Source organism: Candidatus Nitrosocosmicus oleophilus, from assembly GCF_000802205.1.
Classification (GTDB): Archaea; Thermoproteota; Nitrososphaeria; order Nitrososphaerales; family Nitrososphaeraceae; genus Nitrosocosmicus; species Nitrosocosmicus oleophilus.
This window is the reverse complement of sequence record NZ_CP012850.1, coordinates 2,569,096-2,595,338: the sequence shown is the minus strand read 5'-3', so window position 1 is coordinate 2,595,338 and position 26,243 is coordinate 2,569,096. Positions and strand designations below refer to the sequence as shown.

Annotated in this window: 21 protein-coding genes and 1 pseudogene; 10 read left to right on the top strand and 12 right to left on the bottom strand. The window is 34.3% G+C overall.

Annotated elements, in window-relative coordinates:
* Positions 1-117: 117 nt before the first annotated feature.
* Complete coding sequence (locus NMY3_RS12475) at positions 118-906, top strand: CAP family protein (protein WP_196816175.1); 789 nt, start codon at positions 118-120, stop codon at positions 904-906.
* Positions 907-1,342: 436 nt separating this feature from the next.
* On the opposite strand, the gene NMY3_RS12470 is transcribed toward NMY3_RS12475, so the two are convergent.
* The 3 genes from NMY3_RS12470 to NMY3_RS12455 form a co-directional block, all read right to left on the bottom strand.
* Positions 1,343-1,915, bottom strand: a complete 573-nt coding sequence (locus tag NMY3_RS12470) for a flavin reductase family protein (RefSeq protein WP_196816174.1) — start codon at positions 1,913-1,915, stop codon at positions 1,343-1,345.
* Positions 1,916-2,503: 588 nt separating this feature from the next.
* The gene (locus tag NMY3_RS12465; RefSeq protein WP_196816173.1) at positions 2,504-2,782 is read right to left on the bottom strand and encodes a hypothetical protein; all 279 of its coding nucleotides are present in this window, start codon (positions 2,780-2,782) and stop codon (positions 2,504-2,506) included.
* 766 nt (positions 2,783-3,548) lie between these two features.
* Positions 3,549-4,724, bottom strand: coding sequence for an ArsA family ATPase (locus NMY3_RS12455; protein ID WP_196816172.1), 1,176 nt, complete (start codon positions 4,722-4,724; stop codon positions 3,549-3,551).
* Positions 4,725-5,596: 872 nt separating this feature from the next.
* On the opposite strand from NMY3_RS12455, the gene NMY3_RS12450 reads away from it, so the two are divergent.
* Positions 5,597-6,436, top strand: coding sequence for a hypothetical protein (locus tag NMY3_RS12450; protein WP_196816171.1), 840 nt, complete (start codon positions 5,597-5,599; stop codon positions 6,434-6,436).
* 671 nt (positions 6,437-7,107) lie between these two features.
* Here the strand turns inward: NMY3_RS12450 and NMY3_RS12445 are convergent.
* Positions 7,108-7,674 carry a potassium channel family protein gene (locus NMY3_RS12445; RefSeq protein WP_196816170.1) on the bottom strand — a complete coding sequence of 189 codons (567 nt, stop codon included), beginning with the start codon at positions 7,672-7,674 and terminating at the stop codon, positions 7,108-7,110.
* 269 nt (positions 7,675-7,943) lie between these two features.
* Here NMY3_RS12445 and NMY3_RS12440 point away from each other — a divergent pair, with 269 nt between their 5' ends.
* Both NMY3_RS12440 and NMY3_RS12435 read left to right on the top strand, forming a co-directional pair.
* Positions 7,944-8,150: a hypothetical protein gene (locus tag NMY3_RS12440; protein ID WP_196816169.1), complete on the top strand. Its 207-nt coding sequence runs from the start codon at positions 7,944-7,946 to the stop codon at positions 8,148-8,150.
* Between the two features lie 38 nt (positions 8,151-8,188).
* Positions 8,189-9,082 (top strand): annotated as a pseudogene (locus NMY3_RS12435) (IS5-like element ISThar1 family transposase).
* A gap of 1,420 nt (positions 9,083-10,502) precedes the next feature.
* On the opposite strand, the gene NMY3_RS12430 reads toward NMY3_RS12435, so the two are convergent.
* Positions 10,503-10,805 carry a SemiSWEET family sugar transporter gene (locus tag NMY3_RS12430; protein WP_196816168.1) on the bottom strand — a complete coding sequence of 101 codons (303 nt, stop codon included), beginning with the start codon at positions 10,803-10,805 and terminating at the stop codon, positions 10,503-10,505.
* 486 nt (positions 10,806-11,291) lie between these two features.
* Between NMY3_RS12430 and NMY3_RS12425 the strand changes: the two genes are divergently transcribed.
* Positions 11,292-12,128 carry a hypothetical protein gene (locus NMY3_RS12425; protein WP_196816167.1) on the top strand — a complete coding sequence of 279 codons (837 nt, stop codon included), beginning with the start codon at positions 11,292-11,294 and terminating at the stop codon, positions 12,126-12,128.
* Between the two features lie 569 nt (positions 12,129-12,697).
* On the opposite strand, the gene NMY3_RS12420 is transcribed toward NMY3_RS12425, so the two are convergent.
* Positions 12,698-12,994 (bottom strand): hypothetical protein, encoded by a 297-nt coding sequence (locus NMY3_RS12420; RefSeq protein ID WP_196816166.1) that lies wholly within the window; start codon positions 12,992-12,994, stop codon positions 12,698-12,700.
* A 63-nt stretch (positions 12,995-13,057) separates the two neighbouring features.
* Positions 13,058-13,204, bottom strand: coding sequence for a hypothetical protein (locus tag NMY3_RS12415; protein WP_196816165.1), 147 nt, complete (start codon positions 13,202-13,204; stop codon positions 13,058-13,060).
* A 757-nt stretch (positions 13,205-13,961) separates the two neighbouring features.
* Between NMY3_RS12415 and NMY3_RS12410 the strand changes: the two genes are divergently transcribed.
* Together NMY3_RS12410 and NMY3_RS12405 are read left to right on the top strand one after the other, a co-directional pair.
* The gene (locus NMY3_RS12410) at positions 13,962-14,126 is read left to right on the top strand and encodes a hypothetical protein (protein ID WP_196816164.1); all 165 of its coding nucleotides are present in this window, start codon (positions 13,962-13,964) and stop codon (positions 14,124-14,126) included.
* A gap of 1,010 nt (positions 14,127-15,136) precedes the next feature.
* Positions 15,137-15,742: a mechanosensitive ion channel family protein gene (locus NMY3_RS12405; RefSeq protein ID WP_196816163.1), complete on the top strand. Its 606-nt coding sequence runs from the start codon at positions 15,137-15,139 to the stop codon at positions 15,740-15,742.
* A gap of 495 nt (positions 15,743-16,237) precedes the next feature.
* Here the strand turns inward: NMY3_RS12405 and NMY3_RS12400 are convergent, their stop codons facing one another.
* The 3 genes from NMY3_RS12400 to NMY3_RS12390 form a co-directional block, all read right to left on the bottom strand.
* Positions 16,238-17,707, bottom strand: coding sequence for a patatin-like phospholipase family protein (locus NMY3_RS12400; RefSeq protein WP_196816162.1), 1,470 nt, complete (start codon positions 17,705-17,707; stop codon positions 16,238-16,240).
* A gap of 571 nt (positions 17,708-18,278) precedes the next feature.
* Complete coding sequence (locus tag NMY3_RS12395) at positions 18,279-19,142, bottom strand: SDR family oxidoreductase (protein WP_196816161.1); 864 nt, start codon at positions 19,140-19,142, stop codon at positions 18,279-18,281.
* A 728-nt stretch (positions 19,143-19,870) separates the two neighbouring features.
* Positions 19,871-20,395: a hypothetical protein gene (locus NMY3_RS12390; protein ID WP_196816160.1), complete on the bottom strand. Its 525-nt coding sequence runs from the start codon at positions 20,393-20,395 to the stop codon at positions 19,871-19,873.
* A gap of 971 nt (positions 20,396-21,366) precedes the next feature.
* On the opposite strand from NMY3_RS12390, the gene NMY3_RS12385 reads away from it, so the two are divergent.
* Both NMY3_RS12385 and NMY3_RS12380 read left to right on the top strand, forming a co-directional pair.
* Entirely contained in the window at positions 21,367-21,816 is a 450-nt protein-coding gene (locus NMY3_RS12385) for a hypothetical protein (protein ID WP_231100053.1), read from the top strand.
* A 565-nt stretch (positions 21,817-22,381) separates the two neighbouring features.
* A complete protein-coding gene (locus NMY3_RS12380) occupies positions 22,382-22,933 on the top strand; it encodes a hypothetical protein (protein ID WP_196816158.1) in 552 nt (183 codons plus the stop codon).
* A gap of 732 nt (positions 22,934-23,665) precedes the next feature.
* Here NMY3_RS12380 and NMY3_RS12375 read toward each other — a convergent pair.
* Together NMY3_RS12375 and NMY3_RS12370 are read right to left on the bottom strand one after the other, a co-directional pair.
* Entirely contained in the window at positions 23,666-23,932 is a 267-nt protein-coding gene (locus tag NMY3_RS12375; RefSeq protein ID WP_196816157.1) for a hypothetical protein, read from the bottom strand.
* A 589-nt stretch (positions 23,933-24,521) separates the two neighbouring features.
* A complete protein-coding gene (locus NMY3_RS12370; RefSeq protein ID WP_196816156.1) occupies positions 24,522-24,749 on the bottom strand; it encodes a hypothetical protein in 228 nt (75 codons plus the stop codon).
* A 799-nt stretch (positions 24,750-25,548) separates the two neighbouring features.
* Between NMY3_RS12370 and NMY3_RS12365 the strand changes: the two genes are divergently transcribed.
* On the top strand, positions 25,549-25,890 hold the full coding sequence (locus NMY3_RS12365) for a hypothetical protein (RefSeq protein WP_196816155.1): 342 nt from the start codon (positions 25,549-25,551) through the stop codon (positions 25,888-25,890).
* Positions 25,891-26,243 lie beyond the last annotated feature (353 nt).

Here is a 26,243-nt window from a genome sequence, read left to right as displayed (position 1 = left end):
TTAATTACTTGATAAGGTATTGATAAGAAAACTCAAATTTTCATACATTTAGAATTTTATACTTTGGCCTTTTCATGTAACAATGGCTTTATATATAATGTCAAGGCAGTGGCAACAATGAATCAAATAAGTATTTCATTGATATTCTTAATCATGATTTCAATGGTTTTACCTACTTCAGCAATCATGTATGCTAGTGGGGCCAGGACTAACCCCGATGATAATAGTGACGCATCAGATAGCGGGTCTACTGATAATAGTGACGCATCAGATAGCGGGTCTACTGATAATAGTGACGCATCAGATAGCGGGTCTACTGATAATAGTGACGCATCAGATAGCGGGTCTACTGATAATAGTGACGCATCAGATAGCGGGTCTACTGATAATAATGCTGATTTATCAACGACAATTTCGGAAAATAATCCCTCTATCCCCACTGAATCTACGTTGAGTAACAATACCGGAAATGCAGCGGATATCGTCAACACTATCTTGGGGATCCATAACCGCGACCGTGCTGACGTTGGAGTTCCACCACTAACCTGGAGTGATAGCCTCGCCGCCAGCGCCCAGACTTGGGCCGAACATATGGCGACGATCGATCAAATGGTCCACTCGGACGACTTTTCATATGGCGAGAACATAGCTGGGCAGAGCCATGGGAATTCTCCAGGGAACCTAGATACTTTGACCAAAATGGTCGAGAGTTGGGCCGTCGAAAAGGAGAATTGGCATGGTGGCGTATTGACAGAGGAGAATGCACCTATGGTAGGTCATTACACGCAGATGGTATGGAAGGACACAAAACAGGTCGGTTGTGGTGTAGCGTCAGCCAGTGTCAATGACTATTTAGTATGCCATTACAGTCCCACTGGCAACTCCGTTGGGAAAGCACCGTATTAGGAGTGCCTCCTCCCAACGACTGTAAGTGCTCCACTATCAATATGTGACATTACCACTGACAGTGACTTTACAACAAACATCCTGGAAGAAGGATCCAGTCTTTGCACCAAATTTGTATTACGCAACTTTCGGCCCAATTCATACAGTCTCTGAGAACTTTGTATATTTTTCTAAATATCTATAATGCTGGATTCTATTTATTAGAACCGATATCGGAGGTAAGCCTCTTGGGCCAATTGATGACGATGGATAAACACTCATTATATTGTCGAATACAGGAAAGTCATTGGTAGGTCAAAAATATCTCTCGGAGATTTTAATTTGTCATTAAGGTACATTCCCCATAAAAAATTATAATCGACTCCTAAATATATTCAATTTTTATATCATCTCCAAAAGTTAAGAACTTGAATAATTGATTTACTAAACTTCATCATTATTGTTGAGAGTGTTTGCTATGTTTTTTTAGAATATCTCTAATATTTTGACGTGTGTCTTTATGAGGTTTATCTATTTCTTGTAGAGACCAATATTTTCCATTATTGTAGATTAATGATTCTTTTTCAGAATCATGTATTGCCTCTGATACCTCTCCTATTAACATTACATGATCGCCAAATTTGACCTCTTTGAATAATTTGCATTCAACACTTAATGAAGCCCCCCTCACCATCAATACATCTATAGTGTCTGCTTGATAGAACTGAAACCCTAAATCCTTTAAAGCATTAATTTTGTCATAGTCTCTTCCACTATATCCTCCAGCCACACTAGCAAGTATTGTTTGATCAGTCGCACATAAGTTAATTCCAAATTCTTTTAAGGTTCTGATGTTTTCGACTGTGGCCTTTGTGGGTCCTAAAGAAACCGCTATAAGCCCAGGTCTATAGGAAAGATGATGAGTCCATTCACAAGCCATGATATCATGACCATGAGGGCCATTCGATGTTATCAAACCTATTGATGTAGCGAATTTATTTGAACGGGGATCACCCCAAGGTAAATCCATAAATCAAATTACAAAGCAGATTTAATAAAGCCTAATCAACATTAGGCTCATTGCTCCATCACGTAAACCAACGTACTTGAGGTAAAATACTAGTTTTAGATATGGTGGACACAAAAAGGTCGACTTCAGGTCAAAATGTTCATTGAATTCATAGATTATTATCAAAAAATTACCATCTACATAAACATAATCCAAGATTTGCATCAAGTTTGTATTAATTAGCTTGGCACAATCCATATAGATTCCAAAAACTTGAGTATAAGGATCCATTGACTGAGTGGTATCAGATGTAGAGTAAGATGATCCAAATTCAGAATTTAGAGTGTTATTGGTAGGAGTAAATCCAGTAAAATTAAAGGAATCAACAATCTTATTGAACTCAAAGATTTTTTCTAAATGATCTAGGTTAAGCGGTATATAGACCTTGAATCCATTTCTATACCAGTTCTACATATAACTTGTTTTCCAATAACCAGTTGTCACGGAGAATTTCTGTAAATCCAAAAAGTCGGAAAATTCATTTTATGAATAAATTAAAAAGGTGCAAGGGTTCAAAATATTCAAGGTTGTAGCAAAAAACCCAACAGCTTAATTTTGTCTTTCAATTAACATTTTGATAAATCTAATATGTTCGCAGCCGTGTTCTACATTGCGAGTATCATGAAATGAACAATATAGAGCATGCTTACCAGTCATAACTTCAACATTACGCTTTAACTTATTATCTCCGATCACAAAACTATGATCATGTTGGTATTTGAGATAATACCAATCCATAATCTGCTCTCGAGTACTTGATACTAAATCTACTTTTTCTCCATTGGTACTGGTTTGTTCTACCATCCCTGTTTTTGTATGGCTTTGCAATCAATAGAAAATAGAGAACTCTTACTATATATTCTTATTGAACATTGTACTATTCGAAAGAGACTTAACACTACAGTACAGACCATTTTTTAAGTCCACACTTGGTTTATGCAGTATTTGTCACATATCTTAAGTGACTAGAAACATCAAATAGATTCCATCTTTAATTATACTTTACTCTAATAAGTTAAACAGGTCAAAATTCCTTGTTACTACAATCGATATCCAGGTTCAACCGGTTTATTATATGCTTTAACATATAGTTCTCGAATCCACAAGGAAAATATGTACCGAACCATTTTATTTTATCCTTTATGCACTACATCTATTTAGAATGCAGGCTTCGAACCAAGCTAAATATGTTGAGTTTGGCTACAAAGCATACTGGGTATACCAATCAAGAATAAAAGAGAAGAACTGGAAGATAATGAACTAAAACCAAAAATGAAATCAAATCGTAATAAAGACCATCCCGAGAAATGGGTTGTAGAACGTGTCAACTTCTGGCACTACAGGTCTAGAAAACTTTTCACAAGATATGAGAAAAAAATCAAAAAACTATCTTGGAATGATTCTGTTCTCATCTCACTTAATCTTACACAGAAAGATAATTTTGGGAGGGGCTCTAAACAGAACTACTCGTTTTGGTTTTTTGATTGTGAATACAGTCCACTCATCTTTGTTCCTACATCAGGTAATTAAGTTATTCCTCAGTTTTTCCAAACCACTAACGTTAGGTTGATTAATGTATATTTACGGTCGGAATTTATTCTTTAAAGGTTACTTCAATTATACCATCATGGATCTTCACTTCAAAAAGTTTCATGGTTATAGTAGCTACAGGTAATGGGATAACATTGACAATATAACCTGTGGCACCTAGAACTTTAATTGCAAGATTGTCGCCATATCGATTTATCTCAAAATTGTCTTTGTTTGTGAATGGGGCCTTTAACCTCAAGATTAAAGTCGAGCCACTTTTTACGAATTCAAAAACCTTATCGGAGTAAAAGACTCTTGATGGATCTTCATTATCAAAAATTGCTTCTGCATTTTCCCTTAACATCTCAATTCCTTTAAGTTCTTTTTCATAAAACCTTTCTTCTATGATATGCAATGGATAGAAACTGGTTTTTGCCTCTTGAATTTTTCTACTTTGATATTCTATCCACCTAGTAAAATAGCTATTAGGAACATCACTAGGAAATATCTTATTAATTATTACAACATCAACATTAATACCATACAGATTTGCAGACATAAGAGCCCTCTTTGCATTTTCGATACTAAATGTATCTGGGTTAACTATTAGTCTCAAGCTCGTAATTTTAGGATCAATTATTATTTTTGATAAAAGTTCAAGTCGTTTAAGTAAATTTATCTCCACTTGAATCACATCAGGAGGAATCTGCGCAAAAGAAGAGAAGGGTTGGAACATTTTTGCAAATCCACTAAAGACTCCAGTAAAGCCTAACAGTTTTTCTCCAATATTTCCAACAAGTTTAGGAAAATACAAATATCTCAAAGCTTCCCCAGAAGCAGGCATATCCAAAACTATACAATCAAATTTATCATGACGTATGAATTCTTCAATTCTTAGCAACGAAAATAGTTGTGTCATTCCAGGAAGCATTGCTATCTCATAGGATAAGGTTTCATCTAATCCTCTTCTAGAGAATATCGATGCAACATAGGATAAAATAGCACCATAATTTTCTGCCAATTCAAGGACTGGGTCTACTTGTAATGCGTACAGACCATCCAATACCTTAATGGGCTTATTTCCTACAGCACTTACCACAAATGCATCTTCTAAAGTATGCGCAGGATCTGAAGATATTATCAAAGTTTTATGGTTTAGATCTGCAAGTTTTATAGCAGTAGAGCATGAATTAACTGTCTTTCCTGTACCACCCTTTCCGGTATAAATTATTAATCTCACAATCAACTTATTGCAAAATGTTTTAAAAGTATGCTCAAGCAGAGGGACGAAGGAAATTGAAAACGTTTTACCTATAGGAAAAGGTGAACCAAAAATGGCCGAAGTTTGACAAATAATTTTCGAAATAATTAACTTTAAGACTTTATCAAAAATACTTCATAATTTTATATTAGCATGACTATAAGATTCCTCTATCAGGTAAATGATTATTTTGAACTAAAAAGAATACAATAAAAGTTAAAATCTGCGGTATTATTGACCCTCTTCATCTATCATGCTTAAACCCCTTGACTTTATTAGCCATCTAGACTCATATACCTGTAGCACCAACAATTACTTTGACTCGAAAAAGTAAGAAGGTTTAGACTAAGAAGGCTTCAAATTGTTTTTCAATGAAACTATAGATCGTGACAGATAAGATTAAAATATTAAGAATTCTGAAAACAGCAAAATAATGCTTGAATTTCGTGAAGATATGAACGTATGTAGTACACCAGATCACACCCACTCGGTAACTGGAAGTCGATTTTTGTCTAATCCTTTTTCAATTTCCCAACGTATTTGGAAGCCATTAACACCAAAGATGATAATTTAGAATTTTTATAATCTATATTCACACGTCCAGAAGAAGACCCTGATCAGAGACAGATAAAAACAGACAATTATATTTTCAAAGGATAAAGAACCAAAAGTGAACATAACCTGTGATTATACTTGCACAATATCGGTACTGTTTAAAAGTTGAATCGAGGCTAAATTTGACAAATACCTGTCTAATCAAACGTGATGAGTTCCCATTCTTAAAGGATAATTTGGTTTGTAAACATGAACAATAGATATTTTTTTATTGAATGAAGTCTCCAAGGTTGGCAATGCAGTACAAGTTTCCCAAAGGGGTAGCCGTGGATGTTTCAGGCTATGTGTATGTAGCCGACGATGCAAATCATCGCATTCAAAAATCTGATTGTATTGGAAATTTTAGAAAGGAATGGGGAGAAGAAGGCTCGGACAAGGGGGAGTTCAAGTTTCCCAAAGGGGTAGCCGTGGATGCTTCAGGCCACTTATATGTAGCTGATGATGGCAACTGCCGTATCCAAAAGTTTGACAGCAACGGCAACTTCATTAGTGAATGGGGAAACAAAGGCTCGGACAAGGGGGAGTTCAAGTTTCCCAAAGGGGTAGCCGTGGATGCTTCAGCCTTTGTGTATGTAACTGACGATGAAAATCATCGTGTCCAAAAGTTTGACAGCAACGGCAACTATATTACAGCGTGGGGTTCAGAAGGTTCGAGAGATGGTCAAATGAAGCACCCTTATGGTATTGCAGTGGACTCCAATGACCATGTATACGTAGCCGACGATGCAAATCATCGCATCCAAAAGTTTGACAGCAACGGCAACTTCATTAGTGAATGGGGAAACAAAGGCTCGGACAAGGGGGAGTTCAAGTTTCCCAAAGGGGTAGCCGTGGATGCTGCAGGCCACTTATATGTAGCTGATGATGGCAACTGCCGTATCCAAAAGTTTGACAGCAACGGCAACTTCATTAGTGAATGGGGAAACAAAGGCTCGGACAAGGGGGAGTTCAAGTTTCCCAAAGGGGTAGCCGTGGATGCTTCAGCCTTTGTGTATGTAACTGACGATGAAAATCATCGTGTCCAAAAGTTTGACAGCAACGGCAACTTCATTAGTGAATGGGGAAGTCACCATTGATATTTTGATTTAAGTCATGATAGCAAAATAAAAGCATAATTAAAAAAGACTTCATTTGTCTAAAAACCTAGAGTCGAAATTGTAATACTCAACCTCAAGATTCGTTACTTGTGATTAGCCATTTCATAATTTTTGCTTAAAGTTTTGATTTGGATTTTAATAGACACAGATGCTCTAACAAGGTTATTGAACTCTTACGTTTACATCCCAAATCCCATGGAATAACTACAAAAATGGCTTTTTAATGTAGTTCCTGCAGAAATTTGGATTAAAAGATGAAATTAATAGAATTTAGAATGAAGGTGAGGTCATAAATATCCCGGAACTTTATCCTTTTGTTCTTAATTAACTGGTATATAAAGGCAAATACAGGATTAGATTACACATTTTTTGAATGTTTGTCGAGCATACTTAAGCTACCTAGATTAAGAACTTATATAGTATATGATATAGATTTCTGGCATAAACTTTTTAGCTTGATATTAAGTATCAAAAACATCAGATTGAAGAACAAAGTTTTATACAACAAGGCATATAGACCTCGATCTAGGAACGCATTGTTCTGAACATAATCTAGTAGGTCTAACCAAGATACAGACATGAAGGGATTCATTAGTTAACATGTAGAATAAGCGGATACATTTCAAAGAGGCGAACATACAAAGGCTATTCTAAGTAATCTCAAGGCCACAGTTACTGCAAAATTTAGGTTTGTCATAAGAAATGTTACTACACCGGGAACATTTGAATAAGTTCTTGGACTCTTCGAGTAAGGTAAGACGCAGACTTTTCATCATGGTGATCAGGTTGTTAAAATCCTCCTCGGATAACTTTTCTATCCCGTCAATTTTGATTTTTATATCTGTCTTTGTATCTGTACCAAATAATCCTAGATGTCCATCAGTCTTTGGTTTTAACCTTGCCTCTAAATGCTTTAGTCTTCTTTCTGAAATAATAGTTACTATCATCACTGCAGTCCCGATTCCTGAGAGCATTACTAATACACCTATCACTCGGCCAACAAAGGTGAGAGGAAAATATTCGCCATATCCTACAGTTGTGATTGTAACTATGGCCCACCAAAAGGCGTCGCCTAAGTTAGTTATATTAGTGCCCGGATGATCGTGTTCGACTAGATATACCCCAATACCTCCAAAAAATATGATAAATGATGCTACAATGGTAGGTGCAACAACAGGGTACTTTTCTAGGATTCTATAAAGGCGGTCACTTCTCATAAGTAACACTTTTCTAAGGATGTTTAAATACGTACCGTCAATTTAGAGGCAGAAAAGAATATCATGGGAGAGTAAATCAAACAAGAGTTCAGAGTGCATTTTATCTCTTAGAGTTTTATCAGCGTTTTCTTTTTTTTCCCAAATGAGATCAAAACAGTAAACAGCATTTCTCACTATGGAGATATCCTTAGAATAAGACCAATTACCAAGGGAATAAATGGTATTGTAATCTTGATTAGTATGTCAATGCGATTGGCTTTGCACAAATAATGAAGAAGAAAAAAATATCCTGCTTGTCTTTAATGAGAGCCAAGGAATTTGATGAGGACTTGGGTAATGATTGTCTTATTGATCTGTATCCAATAAAAGGGACTCATAGCTTAGTAAACCGTGTGGCCTCCTCGTCGAACGGGCATAGCAATCTGATAATGATAAACTTGGTCAACTTTTTAGATATTACATGCTTTGTCGCCTAACTCAACATATTTAGCTGGAATGAACAGATTGATTATTTGTGATAGACTGGCCCTCTTACAATCGCTCATTAGTTCAACGCGGTGAGATCCTCTTCTCGTATGATTTCCTTGATGGTTGGGGTTCAGAGATAGAGAATATGAATATAAACAAAAAGGGTAAACCATTTGTATTTCCAGATTCTTTCATCTTGGCCATTGGTTACATTCGCTATTTATTTCACCTACCATACAGACAAACCCAAGGTATAATTAAGGCCACAGGAAAAAGGTTACCTGCTAATCCACCAAGTTATGGTCACATCTGTAAACGAATCAACAAGCTAAACATCGATATTAAAAGAGACAAGATGGATGACGATGATGACCTAATAATATCAATAGACAGTACAGGTATCAAGATTACTAACAGAGGTCAGTAGATGGATGAGAAATGGAATACACAAAATAGAAAAGGATATCTCAAGATCCACGTTGCTGTAGACATAAAGACCAGGAAAATCATTGCTTTGGAAGTGACAGATGAGAAGGTACATGATGGGAAAATGCTAAAGAAACTAGTCAATCATGTTTTGGATTCGAGAGAACCAAACACTGTAAAGATAAAATCGGTACTAGCTGATGGAGCCTATGATTCAAATCCAAACTTTGTGTATCTTGAGGACAAAAAGATCAATCCAGGTATAAAGGTAAGAAGGAACTCTATTGTTTCTCCTAAAAACAATAGGTTAAGGAACAACGAAGTAAAGTTACAAGCAAAGGATCTGTTGAAATGGAAGACAAAAAGAAAATACGGACAGAGATGGATATCTGAAACTGTGTTCTCAGCTATAAAGAGAATGTTTGGTGAATACACATCAGCAAACAGGTTTCAAAACATGGTAAAGGAGATCATGATAAAAGTATCATTGTATAACATTTTTAGAAGAATATAACATGATGATCATGATGATAACCGGAGAATAAGGAATTATGCAACAAAGCAGATATTACATAATCAATTACCTTGTAATATGACAAGAATTGCAAGGACGCAAGCCAAGTCAACATCATATCCAATTCGGATTACACTGATAGTATGAATTTGTATAATCTACTAAGAAATTTTTTATCCATTGTTGGTTGAAAATAGTCATTGTTATTGTTTGTATTTCTTGCACGTTTATTATTCTCATACATATTTTGATTTACCAACGGGTATTGCAAAGACATTCCAATATAGCGGGATCTAAAACTCTCAAACCTATAAAATTATCTACACTGATGTAATGACCAAAGACAGACTAAGTATTCAAGTCTAAGGATGAGTAAACCAATGGAAAATAAATAAAATCTCAAATGAGTTGGCAAACTTTTCTGCACAGTCTCCTTGGTCAAAAAAAATGACTTTTTCACACCGCAAATATAAAAAATATGATTTCGCTAATTAAGCAAGAGATTTACCGAATCCAATTTGCAATATTGTTTTATTAAATTAAGAACAATTAGTAAAAAGCTTTACAAGATCATATCACCTAAAGATAATTATGGAAAGCGATCAGGATGTAGAGGAACTAAAAGAAGAACATGAAAAAGAAGAGAAGGAAATAAGAGACAAATTAGAAGAGGAAGAATAATAACTACAGATTAGTATTCTTGACATTAGATGTGCAACAGCAAATTTTGGTAAATTAAGATACGCTGACTGTCTCTAAATATGTTCTTTGAATTATCCTCCTTTCAGGATATACTATATTCTTTATGTTTTTTTCGTGCCCTATACCAATAGAATCCTTTTAAAACATCAATATCGGTGGTAAACCTCTTTCACTCAAAATAGAAAGTTACTGTTTTCATCAATTTATCCGCTTATATGAGGGTTGATTATCCTCATACATCCATTAGTTTGAAATGACCATATTGAAATGAGTTACTAATGTATTAGTACTGTTCGAAATGTTCTTAAATTTTGCTACGTCAAAACAGCTGTTCTGACTAATGTACTACCATTCCATTTACATGATTTAAGCGATGGCCCACAAATTCAGATAACACATCAATCAAGAAAAACAAACATACATGATTATTTTATTTCTACATATTTCAGGCGAAGGGTGGATCTCCTAGATGAAGGGATAAAGGAGGTCTATATGAAGACTAGAATCAGAGTCTATGGAAATGAAGAGAATCAGGATTACATAAATGTGTTAAAGTACTATACTAGTAGAACATAAATATGTAAACCGAATCAATGTACCTTTCCCAATATTTGACGTCGTACCCAAAACATGGTTTTCATCTTTACTATCTATTATTAGGAATTAAGAGAAATAAAGTATTGAAGAAATGACTACGAATAGTTCTCACACACAAATTTCAACCTTCCTCCAATGGTTTTCTTGAATACATTATCTTAAGTGCTAGCATACAAATGTTTAGTATTAAACCAATGGTATTGCCAATAATGATGACATTATCTGCTCTTCCGAGTCCATATATGGCCCACAGAAAAAGGCCAACTATCAATACAGCAAGAAAACGAATAGAAACATCCTCAGTATCCCTTGTTTTTAATGCCTTTCTGATCTGAGGTAAAGTACTTGCAACCGAAAATGCAGTGGCCAAAAGTCCTATTAAAGTTAATAGCGTATCTACCATCCACCCTGCAATGTTTAACATATTTTTTATTGACTAGTACATTTGCAAAAAATTTCAAGCCTTCACTCATCGATTTGGCCCTCTATTGACAAATTTGCTCTAATATTTTGCCATACTAACCGTTGATTCTCAAAATCATTTCAGTAAGGATTATGTTTTCAAATAAAAAATACGAAATCTTTAGCATGGGAAAATCATAGTGAAAATCTTCCTACACAAAAATTGAATATAATTTTACAATACGAAAATAGAAGTTAGGATGATTACCTCTTAAATAAATCAAATTAGTGTCCGTTTGGGAAAATGCACTGCATTTCTATCTCTCCGACCATGTTTAGAAATATTTAATTTATATATTTTACTTTATATATGTTAATAACTAACATCCTGGTAAAAAGGTTAATGAATAAGCAATTGTTTATCCTATTTTGTACATTATCAATACTATCTTTTGGTATTGCTTTTACATCTTTCTCTAATCAGGTTTTTGCCCAGTTACTTCCTTCTTTGAGTAAAGATGGGGCCGGATTCGGGTTCACAGATGCACTCAAAAATCAAACTAGTCAGGCCAGTAACAACTCGATGAACATAATCGATCAAGCTAATAATGCACTCAAAAACTCTCCTTTGAACATAATCGATCAAGCTAATAATGCACTCAAAAACTCTCCTTTGAACATAATCGATCAAGCTAATAATGCACTCAAAAACTCTCCTTTGAACATAATCGATCAAGCTAATAATGCACTAAGGGATAAAACTGGGCAGGCCAGTAACAACTCAACGGGGGCAATCGATCAGGCTGCAATCAAAAAGTTGGAGAACATTTATTCTCTTACCAATACGGTAGGAATGAGTATGGTGAACGGGATTAAAGTAAATGATATAGTGGTAGGAGAAAATAATGTGACTGCTACATTAAATTATCAGGCTACTCAAAATGATACAGGAAAAAGTCCATTACCCGTAACTGTAATCGTAACCAAGCTGCCTGTTGAAAATCTTACTAAATTAGTCATTTTTGCTGCGGAATCTTCAAAGATGGCGTCAACATTATCAAGTGGTTCAGGATCCGTGGAATCTTTAATTGAAAAGACCAAATTAACACCTGATACTCTTAATCTTGCACTAAATTCATTAGATTTAATAAAGAATTTGCAATCAGGAGTTGCAAGTACGAGTCTAAGTAGTTTGGATAATTCTCAAAAGATAACCGTACAAACACCAGGCGGCTTAGCATCTTCATTCTCAACGGCACCAAATGAATTTGTTACGGTGATGGTTGTTCCTTCCATGGGAATGGAACCTCTTCCGCCAAATATTCTATCAATTTTTTCAAAATAAATATGGATATTTTCTTTGTGCAATTCAGGTTTCTGAACAGTAGCTAGTTCAGAAATTGTCACTTTTTGTCATAAATTGTACTCAAATCGTATTAATATTCGGACGGGGGTAGAGTCTAAAATTTATAAAAAACGATATAATACATGTGACCTGCCATAATCATGGAATTTAATCGCGCAAATCTAGACTGGGTGTTAGGTTGAAGTTTTATTAGTAATAGATTCAATACCATGGCTAAGTTATTGGAATTGCAGATATAACCGCAGTTGAAATCTTTTCGGCTATTCATATTTATACCATATTGGCAATCTAAAACATAGTAAACCCGTTTAGGATCCCATGATTTTAAGGAGACAAATCCTTTTACTTCTCTAATAAATAAAATAATTTGCTACATTGAGATCAATATTTTTGCTCAGAATTGAATAACCAAGACTTATACTTTCGTTAGAAGGGGGCATTAATAAATAGGTCATTAACAGAACTGTTATCGCAATAGCGATAACAAGTCTTATTGCATAAGGAATTAGTAGTATTTTTGTTAAAACATGAATTTGAGGAACTAATGTCTAGAGCAGAATAGAAATAACTGAAATGGTAACGCGTGCCATCTTGTACCGAGGTGGAGCTTTTAGCTGAATCCCAAGTGGAGGTTCTCTTAGATATGGTGTAAACCAAAACTCTAGCCCTGTCAGTTTTTGTACCTCAAAATCGAGTTCTGGGAATTTCCTACCTTTTTGTAACCACTCATTTCGAATTGAGGATTTTTTCCAATTTGCAAGAATATCATACTTGTTACGCCTAAATATTGTGACGTTTTCAGATTTAGATTTATTATTAGTTGGTCCAATTATGTCAATACCCATAATTCCATCTTATCTAGTTAACTCCTTAGAAATTCCTGAAAGCCATCCTCAAATTCTTCAAATTTATCTTTTTTTTGCAATACGTAGGACGATTACAGTAAATGGATCTAGATGCTTTTCAGCATTATTGTCATCGTCATCAATTTTGACCATTTCTGGAATTAGAGTATTGATAAATATATTGTTTGAATTAAGTTCTTCAAAAATCAAGTCTTTTCACAACGGAATGTTGAAGATTTTCCATTAGATGTATATTTTGTCATCTATCTTTGAAAAAAAAATAATCAAGGATCATTTCGTCCTTATGGGGATCATTCTCGATACCTTTATGGGATTCCTTTGACTGGTATCTATACTTCAGTAATCGGTTCCTATAAAACTGGGACTATATTATTTATTTTCAAGCGTTAGGTCTGAATAGTCTGGCAAGCAGAGCAACCACTCTCCTTGTTCCTTGAAACGACTTGATAACAAATAAGATTGACAGCAGCTTCTCTAATTTTACTAGAAAAACATCCTTAAATAGTCTTGATCAATGATCTAGACTTATCAATACGGTGAAAATCAAGGTAATTATTTCCCCTTTGGCAAATAGTTTATCATATTTTAGCGATATATGTGCTCATTCTGCATGAGGATATAGGCTTGTTACAGCCAATAAATGTCTTGAGATAGCATCACTAAACGATACCAAGATTTAACACCTACAATTGATAAATCGTAATCACATTCTTAGTTTACATTCTCATGTCTAGTATGATTGTATCTTTTTTCATTGAAATCCTCCATTAGTTCCACTCAATGTTCTTACTCAGGAATTTTACAACTCATTGTTTTTATATTAATAATTTTATATTGTCCTTAATTAAAATATGTAATTTTTTAATTAAATTAAGGAAAATATAAATTTAATTAAGTAATAATATAAACATATTAAAGAAAGACTAAACCTATATTATGTCTAATAATGAGCATTAAAGAAATAGCAGATGAAATAAACGATCACTTTGTGCTCTATGGTAAGGATGCTATTGATGTTGATTATGACAGTGTTGGAATATGTCCTTTTTGTAATTCTCGTATAGATGAATTTTATTTTTGTGCGTGTGGAGGAAATATGGGTGTTGACTAAACCTCTCAAATGTCGAGTTAGAACAGGTTATATGATTTTACTTTTGATATATCTTTGATTTTGTGAAATGCATTACAACTTTACTGCAACAGGCAACTTGATCATCATAGATGAGAGCTAGCACCTACTTTGAACATACTTAAATAGAGGATTTGGTTTTGGTTGGTCAAGCATGCAAATAGAAATGATTTTCAAACTTAGTACATTTTAGATTTTTGACATACGATTCCCAAAAATAATAAATTAAATGTGATAATAGAGAAGAAGAAAATCTAGAAATGGTTTCCTCAAGTTCAGAATCAATATTAATAAGGAATTGATGAGATATTCTTTAGATTGGTGGCTATAAAAGAGAAAGTCGAAAGGAGGAGAAGGGCTTTAAAGCGGTATGAGGTTAGAGTATATCGCACAAAAGTAATGATGGATTTAGTAAAAAGAGAGGTATACAAGTATTGTCTAAGTTAGATTGGGCAATATCGATAATAGGAACTGCATCATTAATTGCATTTATTGGATTCTTTGTTATGATAGGCTTGAACAGCGGATGAACCTGAGAGAATGGTCTTCTACCTTACAACTAATTTTTTTTTGGCAATGATTGTGTCTTTGAGAAATTGTTGATAAAGGTCCAATAAAAAATATCCTTGATCATTTGCCCTATACCAAAACACTAGCTCACATCCTTATTTTCTAGCAATCAAATCTACCAAATTTTTGTTGTTTTAACGTTTAACTATCTTTTCATTCTCAAAAGTCGTTTTTTGTAGATGGATCTCATTTCGATTCTACTATGACCAAAGAAAACAAAATGGGCAGCAGCTCTTACTTGTTTGTTAATAATGTTTCAGAGGGTTCGATTGTTTAGTTCTAAATAATCATATCTTGAACAACACTATCCTTCTTTCATAAGTTGGATTCTTCTATTATAATTTGCTATCATGATTCAATATTTTACTGCTGTTCAAAACTATAGCAACTGATGTATAAACCTGTCGCGATAGAATATAAACATGTCTGAATCCGATAGAACAGGAAATAGTCGAATAGTTAACAACGCCAAACGATCGGTTATGAAGAGGTTGGTCGTTTTAGGAGCAATTTTGGCAGTAACTTTGAGTCTAAGCATATGGTTGTTACCTGTAGAATACTTGATCTATTTTCAAAGTTTGCAGGTGGGTATTGCAGGATACCTTGTTATAGAAATAATAGCCAATACGGCGTTTCGACTAGTGATTACGGCTCAGCAATCTGACCAGACAGCCAATTCATTGAGGAGCCTCATAAGGATTCTCGGAGGAATCGTGGTTGCTGCCATCGTGTTATCATTTCTAAGTCAAAACGCTGCAGTAGCAGCATCTATCGGCACCTTATCTGCACTTGTAATCGGCTTTGCTTCGCAGAATCTTTTGGGAAATATGATAGCAGACATGTATCTATCATTGACGAGACCCTTTAAGATAGACGATGTTATTACCGTATTTGGAAATAGTGGAAAGGTCCTTGACATAGGTCTGTTAAACTGTGAGCTATTGATGTCAAACGGCGATATTATGAGAGCACCCAGTTCATCATTATTGACATCTCCAGTAATAATAAGGAGTAAGAACACTCACTAGGAACGTAGATAAAATTTGTTATGGTTTAGTAACATACGGCAATAGGTTCCACTTACATATTGACTACTCGAAAAATCAAAAAAACAAAAGCCATGCGTTTTCACTGTGCAAGCTACCAATATTAGGTTGATCGACACTAATGCCGCATCAATGAAATGGTTAATGAAGCCAAATCTAAAATTAGGTTCGGTTCAGAAGTACCATGGAAATTCTTCAGACTATATCTATTTATTGTCGCCTGATACATACAGTAACGCTATTTTTTTCTATTAGTTCATTTGAGCACTCCAAAATTATATCAAACCCATTTTAGGCAACGCAACAGGGTAAATAAGAGGAGTCATTTTGTGATCTGCAAGAATATGCCTATGATTTCAGTATATTGTTGTTAGAAAATATTAGTATGCTTGAATGTTCAGTAGCCTAAAAGGGTTTTACAGCATGGAGAAATTTCCAAGTTATGGATGATCTGTGCTCATAACCATTAACGTTAACTTATCTTGGGTGCTCCGAGTCCCATACCTGAAGTATATTGGCTTCCTGTTCGAGTGTTTCTTCATAGCCATCTTGTATTAGATTTTTTACTGTAGTGTTTGAGAAATCAAAAGTTTTATTTGATATTGTGTGCTTGTCATTTTTTCGTTCTATTCTAATTACCTGTTCTACCGATACCATATGTTCAATCAGATCGGCATATTTTAAGTGCTTCCCAGTGCTAAAGTTTCTCGTATCGGCTTGCTTCTTTAGGATGCCCTCTATTAGAGACCTTTTAACATTGTTATCTTCGGCAAGCTTGATGAGACTATTCGCGATTTTAACGTAATCAGTCATCATTAAAGCCATCCTTTCATCAAATAATGTCCTATCGTGATAAGTCAAGTCATTTTTCCTATCCACAAGTGCATCATGATCTGCAGGCAGAGAATCTTGTCTAATTGGATGTACGTTTACTATGAAAACGCGGAGTGGAGGCACTTCAGATTTTCTTACTAAATCCCAATACCTGCGGTGTTCTATTACGGCCTCCCTAAGAGGTGTATTTGCTATGATGCCACCATCCCAGAAATAGCGGACTTGCTTAGCAGTATTTATCTTATTTCCATCTTCTTCTTCTTCTTCTTGTTTTTCATTACCGCTTTTAGTTCGATTACTACCATTAGTATCTTCGACTTTTAACTTCGTATATTCGTAGTTAACAGGTACTGAACCACTTGCAAGAACAAAGTCAACTTCTATCCCATCATTATGATTAATAATGTACTCAAATCCTTCTTGATAATTAGGTCCTCTAGCGTATTCGGGACCGTACCGACCATATTCAGTTTTCCGAGTACCATCCTCCTTTTCGTAGCTGTCAAATACTACCGTGCTTCCCTCCTGGACGTCGACGCTCACCAGGAGTAGCCTGGGTTCATTATTCTGGTAACTTGTTGCTACTGGAAACTTTGCAAATTTCTCGAGGCTCCTTTTTAATGGTTCATTACTATAGAGGTACTGTGTATTAATAGGATCCAAAAACCTCCTATCTTCTAATGTTTTAGAAAGGCTAAATACATTTGGTACTCCTCTAAACATGAACTGCTTTGTGTCATAGTATCTTCTTGCTGATTCGCTTGACGCCAAGTCTTTATTAAAATAGTGCCAATAATTCCACCATGCATTAAAACTTGGAATTGAATCCATAAAAGATTCTGTTGACATATGCTCCCAGAACTCAATCAGTCTATCAGCAGATCCCTTCCAGCTCTTGTTTTCTTTCACATAACTGACTAAGACGGCCGCATTCATTGCGCCTATTGAAGTCCCAGCCACAATATGAAAAATCGGCATTCCTTGCCTACCCAGTTTTATATCCCTTTCAGATAGCAACTCATAAGTGGCCTTGTAAACGCCAGCCTCATAAGCTCCTAATGAACCTCCTCCTTGGAATATCAATGCCCTTTGAAAGTGAGTAGATGTATTCAATCTTTCAACATTGCAGTAGGGAAATGGCTACTTTTAAAAGTTTCATCATATATGCTATTCATGACCGATCTTGCTGATTGATTTAATTATGGGTTGTGAAGAATCAAACCGTCAAATTAAATGGGTTTATTCATTATATACTTGCAAAGTCTATCCATGAATGTATATTTAGATACTACGGCCTGCTCACGATAAGATTTTATTTTTTAGAGTCTCTCGTTCTTCTCCCCAGACCCATATTAGTTACTGTTTTCATGCCTTTTATCGATCCAATAAATCACGAATTCATTTTTGGAATTTTTCTTTAAATCCTGAAAACTAGTACTCATAATACCTTGATCAATACTTCAAATCGATCGAATTTACATATTTCATTAATCAGTATCAGTAATCGGCAAAGATGAAAAAAATATATTGTAAGCCCAAACAGTTTTAGGCTGATAGATTGGTTAAGGGATTAGTTAAGATATTAATTACTTTTTAAAGACCAATCGTATTCATGCCAGCAGTATCAAAGTGATCACACATGAAATAGAGTTGAATTCTGAATTATAACAATCTATCATACTAATCATTGTGATTCAGGCAATAGTTGTTGTCTTATTAAATTGATAAAATCTAGTTCTGACATTTTTCTTTTTGCTTGAATTATGGCTGACGCATCATTACCAACTGTAAATCTTAGTTGTGGATTTTCTGATGTTACTGCGTGTAGTATTACCTTGGCTACTTCTTCAGGGTTTGATGATTCTGGATTGTCCATCATCGATCTAAAATAACCTTGTATGCTTTGAGTATAGGGATAGTATGGAGATTTATGTCCTGAGGCCTTTTTGGCAAGAACACTGGAATTCATGATGTTGGTTTTTATAAAACCTGGTTCTATTATGATTACCCTTATTCCGAATGGTCTCAATTCATGTGATATTGATTCACTGAGGCCTTCCAAAGCGAACTTTGTGCTATTATACGCAGATAAAATAGGTGCACCTACTTGTCCTCCAACTGAACTTATGTTTACTATCGTACCGCCACCTTTCTGATTTCTCATTATTGGAAGAACTGCCTGTGTTACCCGTACAACCCCAAAAAAATTTGTTTCAAATTGTGCTTTTATCTCTTCAATGGACAATTCCTCCAGGGCCCCAAATTGGCCATATCCAGCATTGTTTACCAATACGTCGATTCTTTTAACGTCTTTAACTATTTTGTCTATTGCATTCTTAACATTGACATCATCATTGACATCAATCATAATAACTTGTAATGGTAGACTTTCTTTCTTTGCTATTTCCGTTATGATTTTGGATTTTTCAATATTTCGCATCGAAGCATATGTGGAATATCCATTTCTAGCAAGTGTGATTGCAGTTTGAAATCCTATTCCACTTGAACTTCCTGTCACAATTGCAACTCTCTTCTCGTTCAATTTCATGTTTAGATTATGAATGCATTCGTATAAATTGGTAGTCTACTAATTGGAGAAAATACCTAGGTGCAACTAAAATGGACGTCTACATATTGACTTTTGTTATTTTCATGATGTACTTGTTGGTCTGGTAGGTGTATGAATGGAGGCGATTTCAAACAATAATTATTGGGTTTTTCAACTGTATTTCCCACTCATGTTTATGTTTATTTATTGATCCATTCATATGCTCTTTTTCTTAAAGCGAAGTTAACTTATCATAGATAAAAATTGGCACCTGAATCAATCATAACTTAAGAAAAACACGTCCTTAATTTGTGTAGAATAAGAAGATGACTTATAAATAGCGTGAAAATCGAGGCAAATAATACCCGTTTAGCAAATAATTTATGTTCAATTCACGTATTATAGTATGCTTTTATAAAAGCCTGTAGGCTTTGGCGCAAGCCAATAAAGGTCTTGAGATAGCATAACAGATCTCAATACCAAGACCCAATACCTACGTGAAATTGATATTTGGTTTGATTTAAACATAATTTTTAAACCGGTTATTTCTTATTTTGATAATCTGATGATCAATTGATGACTTTTGACATGACTCAATTAAGTAGTTTCTTAGATGAAATAGATTAAGTGGTATTATTGACTCTTGTTGCCTAAATGCTAAACCGGGGAATCTCAAAATGTGGATAGTGGAGGTAAAGATATAGTTATTGTTATAGTTATTACTAATCTTATGAAATCATTAACTTTTTCTTGCGCCGACGATTAACTATTATTTCGTTGCTATTTTCATTTTGGTTTTCCTGATTTTGTTCTTCACCTACTATTGTGATACCTTCATTATTTTTTTGTCTCTTTTTTATCATAGGATTGGTAGCAATATCAATTGATTTTTCTGAATGTTGTTGTTCAGAAACTTCCTTTAAAGTATCATTTGAATAAACTGATGAAGGAGAATTGATCACATAGTGTCTATGTCTTTTTTCTACATATTTATTGTCCCCTTTAAGGACCTTTTCTATTTCTTTTGCCAAAATCTTTTTGACTAATTCTTTGAGTTTATCTGTATCAGGACCAGGTGGATATGTGGCCAGTAAATATTCAAATATTTTCATGTACTCGGCTACTTTGTTGCGATACTCCTCCTCAGATGGTTTGTGATTTCTTGTTATCTTAAACCATGTAGTTGCACATTGAGCAGGATAAGCTTTTGCAAGTTCTTCTATTACGCGCTCCATTTCAAAGAAGTCTAGCATAAAGATAATCTCCTATAGAAAAGAAAAATTGGAATATCTTCCTTTCTTCTCAATTTACATATTATGTGTTATTGTACTATTTATCCTCTCATGTTGGGCTTGGTATAGAAACAATACAATCCTGCTTAGTTCATGATACGCTTGACAAAGGATCATGGTCTCATTGTTATCAATATCAAACAGAATACATGATGCTTAATTTTATCGGATGCATTCACTAATAAACAAGTGATGTGCGTGGGGTGAATGACAAATTGATTTTGTGTGAGCTCATTGATTCTATTATTACAGTCTATTCTTCAACGAAACTATCAAAGGTACACACAAACTTACAAAAATGACAAATAATCAATACTTAAAGAAAGCTAATAGATATATTACCGGATGCATTGTTTTTGATGCCGGAGTCACTGGAGTCAAATTTTTTCTCTTAAATATTGAAGGATTTAATTCTACTATTTAACTTTTTATTAGCACCTGCGTCCAATAATGACAGTAGATTTTCAGACCTAGCCCATTATTGTCCAGATCAAATCAATAACCATTTTTCACTTCAATAGTAGTTGTTGCCAGTCTTATTTAATGATCTTATCATGCTTTTATTTGGTTGCTAAAATATTAATCCGATCTTAGGGAACGGCTGTCCAGATAAAGTACTTTGTGTCTATTACCAATAATGCGACATAATTGAGGATCTTTTATCAGACTGAATAGGAATCTAATAAAAAACAGTTGAATGTTTATCTACATTACGAAATCAGATTTTCTTGGATATAGAGGTATTACTAACTATGTCATGAAATGTTTTTTCCCTGGTTTAAAGCCATAATTTGCGATGAAATAAAAGACCATTACTATAGCTAAAGCCGTAATAATATTGCAAACTAAATTTGTACCTCTAGTTTGTTATGTTAAAAATATGTTGTTGAAACTGTAGAATAGGTTAAATTATTTCTGTACGATAAAACTGCATGAAAAATGAGTTGAAAAATTCGTTAATCTTTTCACTACTTTACGTAACTTTTAACATAATGCTGTCGACGACTTTTGTCCACGGAAATGTTTCATTTGGTCAGGCAGTAGATTTGATACCAATTCAAACAGGAAATGCTACTCTAGATAAGGGCCTTCCAGGATTTTATGATTGTATTGATGAAAAAATAGACGAGAGTAAAGGTGTTGAAGCAGATCCATATTTTGAAAAAGAACCAACTAAACATGAGGTAACTACATGCTACAACGAAGTGTTTATTCATAATTCTGATGCGCAATCCTCCACCGATAATTCTGATGCGCAATCCTCCACCGATAATTCTGATGCGCAATCCTCCACCGATAATTCTGATGCGCAATCCTCCACCGAGAATTCCGAACCTAGTGATATTGAAAGATTCAATTCGCTATTTGGATTTGCGAGTTAAGCAAAACGAGATGATAGTCGAATTGTAAGACGGGAAGTATCTATGATATTTTGTATGATAGTTACATTGAAGAGAATAATCCTAGTAACCAATGTTGAAGCCAAGGATGGGTGACTAAAAACTTCTATTGTTCCGCAAGAATGACAACCAAAAAGTTCAGCGATTCTAGAGATGTTACCTAACGCTGTTAGGACATATTTTTTAATGATGTTTCTATCAAAAACTGATAGGCTTGACCCATAAATTAACCACAAATAAAGTCTTAATAAATAGATTCAGGGACTTTTATAGAATCGGTCGTAGTGAGTATCTTTCTTCTTCTGTGGATGAAACCCCTAAAAAACTATGTCGACTTTGGAGTTTGCTTGAAATAAGCCCTGTTAACAGAGGATATGATCTTATCATAGATTAAAAATGACAATGTAATCCGGATCTTAAATGATTTATTGAGCTCGACCATGAAAGTATAAAAAAATTAGCCTGGGATGAAACGAAACTTGATGCATCTTTGATCCTCGAAGTAACATATGTTAAACGACTGACTAATCTTGTACCGGGCGTATTTTTGGACAAATACATAATAGGTGTTGAATCTAAAATTCTTAAATATATGCATTCATCTAAAATGATGATGAAAAATATCTCATTTTCGATATTTCTCTTATCTGTGGCCTCCATACTGTGCTTGTTTCCTCTCTCCATTAGTCCTGTACATTCTCAAACGGGAGGGGGACTAGAGATTACTCCTACGGTACAATGGACCGAAAACTTAGCAGGCACTTTCAGTTATTGTGTATATGAAGGGTCCGTCACGCTCGATTCAACTAATGATCCTCAAGCATTCTGTGTGATTCCAACTTCGGATTTACCTTTTCAAAATATGCAGGCTGCTGAAAATGATGATGTTGATACTTATGTGTTGAACCAAATAGTAACTCCACAGGGCTTATTCAAGGATGGTGCTCCCTATTCTGTTTGCGTTGTGTTTACTCCATCATCACAAAATGTTGATTTTACCACCGCAGAAACTTGTGAACAATTTACTAACCAAAAAGGACATAATCCTGAAGAACCATTTGTCAACCTCGATGACGGAGTATTGTTTACAAATAATTGATAGCCTTTTTCTTATTTTATTACTTGAAGATAACTCGATACGGGTCATATAATAATACTTTTATAGAATCAAATTTATCAAACACAGTAAATCTAAATGCCACTTTAATTGTTTCAGCTTAGATGAAGGTGGGTGGTATGTTATTTCTTACCAAGCATCTTGGAAAGTTGAGCAAAATGAACCATGATCTATTGGATGCTCTTCAATCACGGATATTTCTATCTCATAAAATCCTGGGGCTTTTAATCAACTTAAGAGCGTATTTTGGTTGATTCGATCAATTCTGCATTTATTAGCCATGATGAAATGTCTGGAATGTCATGATAACTTTGCATGCCCTCACAATGAAAATATTTGTTGAAGAGTATGAATGTAAGCATGTAAAATCCGATACAACATTCATTAATTCAATGTTATATTGTCCAACATTGTTATTTGATAAAAGACTAAAATAAGAAAATCAGACCGATTAGCTTTTTGAATGATGTTTGGGTACTAGATATCAAAATATGTTCTTGAACTCAAGCATTAAGATCAAACCGCTCTCAATCTGGAATATGAATTGTTATTCTGATATGTCTTTTGAATGTGTTTATTCATATTCTTATAAGTTTGGGTTTTAACAGGAATATTGAGTTGTAGATTGGAACTTATTATCCAAAAATTTGGAAGTATCATGAATAGAGCATCTATACAAAAATACAACAATAATAACAAATAATTTTCAATCTATTACTGACTGTTAGTTTTCATTGTCGTAGTAGTAGAATTGGAATTACCAGGACCGCTTGTAGTGGTAGTGGTAGTAGTAGATTGGGATCCTGTATCATTTCCAGAAGGAGAATTACTTGTACTATTGGAATTACTATCTATCGAGTCAAATGTGTTCTCTATGTCATTAGTTACTGCATTATTTATTGAATCAGAAAGACTCTGAGCATGAGCGACTTGCACGACAGATATGAAGAGTACGGGCAATAAGATTAGGCCGAAGTTCATAGCGTCAAATGTATATCAAACTATAAAAGGGTGTGGATCCAAAAATATTGGCGTATAATATTTTAATGAGTCTAATAATAATTACAGTTTCTTATCCCAGTTCGCCGAGTGTGTGAACTCTCGTAAATGTAAAGAGTGACAACTAGAACTCTCAAGAATGGACCCGATTGATATATCAAAGTTCAATCATCTCTATTTCTAAGATTGCTTCTCTCTCAATGGAATCCCTACCTAATGCCTCTAAGGATATAGCTTTCTTTTTCCTCTGACAAATGATCTGTTTGAACCTTATGACAATACAATTTTTGTTTTAAGAATGAGAATTTCCGTTTACTTACTGGTTTATCCATCGTCATTGTCTGAACCAAACTATTTTTTCAAAAGCGAACAGGACCGGCCCATAAGAGTTTGTAAGCAATAAGAAAGTGAATCGATAGTTCATTGAATTGAATATGTAATTCTGTGACTAAGAGTCCCTTAGGTAAGAGGACCTTAAAAATTTGGAATTCCTCATAGGAAAAAATGCATTTTTTAGAAAAGGAATTTGACATCTCATCAACATCTGATGTCTTCTCAAAGATTCTAATTTTCATGGTGACAATGAAGGATTTATCTTTGCTTCATTGCTTTTATGCGTATTAGGATACTTGTCTTGGGAATCAATGTTTTTTGATTCAAGACTTTGTCCATACTTGAATTCACTGTCTGCAATTACAGTAATTGTATTTCCTGTCCGCGAACGCTCATGAAATTTGATCACATTTGAAGAATCAATTTTCTTATGAACTCTTCGCTCACCAAATATCATGGTAGACAAGACCATATCAACTCAATAAGTTTTCAGTCTTGGTCAATTCAACAATACTATAGAAATGGTCATCAAGATCTTAATTCTGGGTTTTGTTTTGACCTACTGAAATATTATCCATCCCAAGTTGTCATCGATGTCAACAACTTGTCCAGCGCTGTACATCAAGTAAAGCAGAGTCCTGGCAGTAAATACTTAATGTCTAATGGCAAAATTCTGAGTTCATAAGATGTGGTATTTGTGGTTACCGAACTTACATTTTATCGATGTTAAATTAGCTGGTCACCATTTTCTAAGAAAATAAAACCCACTCTTCTAAAGATTATATGGGTAGTAGCATGCTGTAAGTCTCAGAATGAATGGTTTTGATATTCAACAATAGTGATATTTATCGTCGAAAATCTCAGAATTAGTACCTTTTTATGAAAATACTGTGCATGTCATTTACCCGAATAAAATATCTTCTATGCAATTCTCTGCGCCAGCGTTCTAAACTTTTCTTTAAACTAAGAACAGATACTAATATCAATATCGATAAATTTAAAAGCAATGGTTGTTTTATGGATCCCATTCACAATATTATGTTTGCTCGCTTGTTTACCCAAGGGTTTACATTATTTAAGCACTGCCACTTCAATCAGTTTATTAAATTGATTGAAAAATGATGGAAACCATGAAACATTTTATCTGGAATATATCTCAAAATCCGCAATTGAAATATATCATTCATTAAATAAAATACTAGTATTAAAAGAAATTATTCTATTTTGATGTAAGTTTAATAAGTTAATGTCATTTAACAAAGTAAATGCAAAACAATAGACCTTTAGGTGTTACAATAATTGCTATACTTGCTATTCTTGGAGGTATAGGTTCCTTAGTAGGCGGGATTGCTCTGGTTGCCATAATACCAATCCTTGGTGCAGTTCTCATTATAATCGGCTTAGCATATTTTGGTGTTGCTTATGGATTGTGGAAAGGACTAAAATGGGCTTGGATCATAACGTTAATAGTTACTGTAATAGCATTTATCTCAGGGCTTGGATCAATCATCGTGGGAAATGTTGGCGCAGTTATCCCCGTAATAATCAATGGTATTATCATATACTATCTATTCCAACCAAATGTAAAGGCGTATTTTGGAAAATAAATACACCTATACCTTTATTGAATCTATGACCTTTTTTGAAATCATCTTCATACAATTTCTTTTAAATACAAAACATAAATCATGAAGTAGAATATTTAATATTATAATATTAAAAGGTGTTCCTTTATTTAGCTTCGCTGCAACTAATATCATTTATCTTTTCATACGATAAAACATTCAAGATAACTTACATGAATGACTGAAACCTCTTGTCGAAGCTATCTATGAATTTTTTATGACAACTTCCAATTCTTAAGTTCCATATGTAGGTATATGTAATGGCTCCTGGTTAAATCGTTGGTAACCTTTCATACTGAAGAAATATAAACCTTTAATTTGTCCTGATTGTAAGA

Excerpts from the sequence above, each read along its gene's own strand:
- NMY3_RS12405 (WP_196816163.1), top strand. The coding sequence starts at position 15,137 with ATGTCTGAATCCGATAGAACAGGAAATAGTCGAATAGTTAACAACGCC.
- NMY3_RS12450 (WP_196816171.1), top strand. The coding sequence starts at position 5,597 with ATGCAGTACAAGTTTCCCAAAGGGGTAGCCGTGGATGTTTCAGGCTAT.
- NMY3_RS12375 (WP_196816157.1), bottom strand. The coding sequence starts at position 23,932 with ATGAACTTCGGCCTAATCTTATTGCCCGTACTCTTCATATCTGTCGTG.
- NMY3_RS12410 (WP_196816164.1), top strand. The coding sequence starts at position 13,962 with ATGAGCATTAAAGAAATAGCAGATGAAATAAACGATCACTTTGTGCTC.
- NMY3_RS12445 (WP_196816170.1), bottom strand. The coding sequence starts at position 7,674 with ATGAGAAGTGACCGCCTTTATAGAATCCTAGAAAAGTACCCTGTTGTT.
- NMY3_RS12470 (WP_196816174.1), bottom strand. The coding sequence starts at position 1,915 with ATGGATTTACCTTGGGGTGATCCCCGTTCAAATAAATTCGCTACATCA.
- NMY3_RS12365 (WP_196816155.1), top strand. The coding sequence starts at position 25,549 with ATGCAAAACAATAGACCTTTAGGTGTTACAATAATTGCTATACTTGCT.
- NMY3_RS12385 (WP_231100053.1), top strand. The coding sequence starts at position 21,367 with ATGAAAAATGAGTTGAAAAATTCGTTAATCTTTTCACTACTTTACGTA.
- NMY3_RS12395 (WP_196816161.1), bottom strand. The coding sequence starts at position 19,142 with ATGAAATTGAACGAGAAGAGAGTTGCAATTGTGACAGGAAGTTCAAGT.
- NMY3_RS12390 (WP_196816160.1), bottom strand. The coding sequence starts at position 20,395 with ATGCTAGACTTCTTTGAAATGGAGCGCGTAATAGAAGAACTTGCAAAA.
- NMY3_RS12420 (WP_196816166.1), bottom strand. The coding sequence starts at position 12,994 with ATGGGTATTGACATAATTGGACCAACTAATAATAAATCTAAATCTGAA.
- NMY3_RS12440 (WP_196816169.1), top strand. The coding sequence starts at position 7,944 with ATGAAGAAGAAAAAAATATCCTGCTTGTCTTTAATGAGAGCCAAGGAA.
- NMY3_RS12475 (WP_196816175.1), top strand. The coding sequence starts at position 118 with ATGAATCAAATAAGTATTTCATTGATATTCTTAATCATGATTTCAATG.
- NMY3_RS12430 (WP_196816168.1), bottom strand. The coding sequence starts at position 10,805 with ATGTTAAACATTGCAGGGTGGATGGTAGATACGCTATTAACTTTAATA.